The sequence below is a fragment of the Peribacillus sp. NPDC096540 genome (assembly GCF_050278525.1).
Taxonomy (GTDB): domain Bacteria; phylum Bacillota; class Bacilli; order Bacillales; family DSM-1321; genus Peribacillus.
This window is the reverse complement of the sequence record NZ_JBNNTG010000092.1, coordinates 1-3598: the sequence shown is the minus strand read 5'-3', so window position 1 is coordinate 3598 and position 3598 is coordinate 1. Positions and strand designations below refer to the sequence as shown.

Here is a 3598-nt window from a genome sequence, read left to right as displayed (position 1 = left end):
GGTCGATGTGTACCCCCACAGTGGACTTTCACCACCTAGATAGTTGCCATGCCTGGCACACAAGAAAAAGCTGGCATAAAGACAGCTCCGATCTTCAGCTAACGCACCTGTTAGTTCTATAAGAAAATCGATTCTTGAATAAAAAAAGCGCTAAGCTAAAAAATGATTATTTTGGTTATTGCCCTCATAAATTCTTGAACTACTTCCCCAAGGATGTTAGCCGTCACCTATGTAAGTGAATCCATATTTTTCATAGTTTCCAATGTGGTCAGTACAAAGGTAAACTTTATTGAATCCTGCTTTTTGGGCATCAGCTTTAACACGGGAAAGAAGCTCTTTACCTAAAGACCTTCCACGATAGCTATTTTATATAAAGAGCACATATCCAAGGCCATAAATCCATACGACTAATAAAATCATTGCTAATAAGACCTGCGCAACCAATAATTTCTCCTGAATCCTCCAATAAATACCAAATAGAAAACGGATTGTCCGTTGTTATGCTGAGTGTAATACAGTCCTCATATACTTTCATACTGTTTTCATTTGCCTATTTGCACTGAAAATATTTAATTGCTTTTTCTTTATACTCTGGATGTTCTCTAACGCTAATAATTTGCATATAACTCTTGTCTTTTCATTTGTATATTCCTCAAACTTTTTCCTTTTTTAAGCCATTAAAAATCCCCTCTAAATAGTAGTTGTAACATCCACGCTTGTTCGTGGTTTTGTTACACTGCCTATCTTAAGGGGATAATATCACTAGAAAATCCAAGTAGTCTTAATTCTCTCGTGTCTATCTTAGTCCATAATGATTTTGAATTTCCCAAAACTTTCGAACTTCTGAGTAAAATAGCTTGAAGTAAGATCAGATATATGAACGCCAGTATTCTTTGTTGTATGAATAAAGCGACCATCCCCTAGATAAATACCTACGTGGGTTATCTCTTGACTTAAGTTTGTATCTCTAAAAAATACTAAGTCCCCTGCCTTTGGATATGTGAGTTTCGGCAGCAAGGAATAGTAGTCCGCTGCCGAACCACGTTTAAAGGAAATGCCCTGCTCCTTCATGACCCAATAGATAAAACCGCTGCAATCCATTCCAATCATTGGATTATATTCTCCGAAAACATAGGTAAATCCACGAAGAGTATATGCATACTTTATGACTTCATAAGCTTTATCATAGGAAGCCTCTTGATTTGCATAAAATGGATACAAAGGACTGCTGTATATTTGAAGATACTGCCCCTGCATCAAGCTATCAGTTGGTAAAGCGTTACGCTTTTTGATTGTATCCACCGATACACCATAAGTAGCCGAGATGCTTTTAAGTGTTTCACTATTTTGAACGACATGCTCTCCCTTAGGTGTATACGTTTTATACGCGACTTGGTATTGTGCAAAATACTTTTCTGTGATAGATCTTACCTGAACTGTCTCTGCTCCGTATCCAGAATTAACAAACTGATTTCCCCCCAGATAGATCCCAGCGGTCACGACTTTTGAACTTCCCTTTTCCAGAAAAAATATAACATCTCCAGCCTTAGGAGTATCTGTATCCATTCCTTGCTTATAATAGCCTTCAACTGACAAACGGTCGATGGGCACCTTTTGTCGGGAGAGTACCCAATGAATCAATCCGCTAGAATCAAACCCTTTTAAAGGTGTCTCTTCTCCAGCCGTTTTTTTAAATCCTGTAAAAGATTTCGCATAATTCCCAATTTGTTTCCCTCTCTCTGTCCATTGATAGATGGAAGGAGTATAAACAGTTTGAATGATTAACTTCTGGCCCACATATAACTTTCCATCCGGTAAACCATTCGTCTTCATCAATTGCTCTGCCGATATATCATAAGTCGCTGCAATCGATTCTACCGTTTCTTGAGAGGATACAGTATGCACTCGATCTGCTGCTTCAACCTTTAAGCCAGATAAAAAAGTAAAACTAACCATGCCTAGCAATATAAGCAACATACTACCTAATATTCTTTTCCCCATAATAACCCTTCCTTTATTTAAAAAATATAGTCAAAATAAATGACTAAACCAATAACTAATAATCCATAAATAAATTCACGTATAGAAACGAATACGTCAAGATACAAGTTCTTTGTGAAACCAAGTATTTTCTCCATTTTTTCTTCCTACTATTAAAATTACAAAATTCTCCAGTAATAAAATACCCCCTGTACAACTTTAACATAAAAACACTATCAATTGGATTTACCTTCCACTTTTCTTATTGAGCTAACCTGCCCCTTTAGTTCATTAAAATAGGCTGCCGCATCACCCTAGTTTTTGAAGTAAAGCACCGTTATCTTAATAAAGATAGCCTAAAAAATCTAAATCTCCTTCGCGCCAACCATACTTACCAACTTCCTTAATCATTAATCCCTCAATTTCTTCATAACCTATACCCCTTGTAATTTGACTTTCATGGTCAATTTTTAACCATTTACACTTGTTCGTAACTGACCTGTATCCATTTTTTAAATACAACGTTTTGTTGTCAGCAAATAACAATAAAAAATCAATATTTCTATTGCAACAAAACTGTTCAATTTCTAAAAGTAACATCGAACCTATCCCCTTTGAGCGAGTGTTTTGGGTGACACATAAATCAATTAGACCAAGTACTCTTATAGGATCTCCGTTAAGATTCATCACTCTGTAATCTATTCCTACCTGTCCAACAAGTTGATTTTTTTCGTTAAAAGCTACAAATCTAAAATGAGGTAATTGTTTAAAATAAATTCTGTTTTTGGGATAGTCTTTTTGAAAACATTCGCGTAACAATTCTTGTATATTTGAGGTTAAATCATTACCCATCTCATAATCAAATACCATATCTATCTTCACATTATCTTCTCCAATTATCTTCATTAGGGCAGCCCCTTTCCTCTTGAACTAACGCACCCGTTACTTTAAGTACACCCTTTCACAATCTTTGATATACAAAAAGAATTATGTTCATTAGTAATGATTACACTAAACTTAATTTTTCAATTGCCTGCTTTTCATCAGAAAAGAAAAATATATCTTTCCCTTTATTACTCTCATAGATAAAGGCTTTCAAACTCTTACTTGAATATACAGAAAAGTCCCCTACAACGGCTATTTTCACTGATAATTGATAAACTTTTGTAATATTTCCGCTGCAAGTTTCGTACTTAAGTGAAAAAAGTCCTCACATATTGCCGATTTATTCAAAATTATACGGTCACAGCCAGTTTCATACTGTACTGTCGCCATAAAATCCAATGCCGACTGAACATCTTTTATTAGTATCTCGCTACTGCTTATAACAGCAATTTCAATATTATTCTGCTTAACGGTATTTATTTTCATAATAGTCCTCCATTTCGTAAATAATTTTGTTGCACAATAATAAATCCTCTGATTTTTGTTTTAATTTCTGGAACATTAATACGTCTAATTATATTTTACAGTAGATGAACATTCCTATTGTGACTTATTGAACAAACCTGCCCCGATAGTTACATAATCGAGTAGGGGGAAAATAAGTGTATTATTTTCGCCCCTCTCACAACACCGTACGTACGGTTCGCGTATACGGCGTTTCAATTTATATCAC

The 3598-nt window shown here is 35.2% G+C and carries 2 protein-coding genes and 2 pseudogenes; all 4 read right to left on the bottom strand.

What is annotated here, in order from left to right; genetic code table 11:
• Nucleotides 1-216 precede the first annotated feature (216 nt).
• Nucleotides 217-303, bottom strand: a pseudogene (locus tag ACQKMR_RS28200) (GNAT family N-acetyltransferase); the annotation flags it as partial.
• Between the two features lie 498 nt (nt 304-801).
• On the bottom strand, nt 802-2001 hold the full coding sequence (locus ACQKMR_RS28195; RefSeq protein ID WP_427700220.1) for an NlpC/P60 family protein: 1200 nt from the start codon (nt 1999-2001) through the stop codon (nt 802-804).
• Nucleotides 2002-2322: 321 nt separating this feature from the next.
• Nucleotides 2323-2886 (bottom strand): GNAT family N-acetyltransferase, encoded by a 564-nt coding sequence (locus tag ACQKMR_RS28190; protein ID WP_427700219.1) that lies wholly within the window; start codon nt 2884-2886, stop codon nt 2323-2325.
• 100 nt (nt 2887-2986) lie between these two features.
• Nucleotides 2987-3285 (bottom strand): annotated as a pseudogene (locus ACQKMR_RS28185) (DUF4180 domain-containing protein).
• Between the last annotated feature and the right edge of the window lie 313 nt (nt 3286-3598).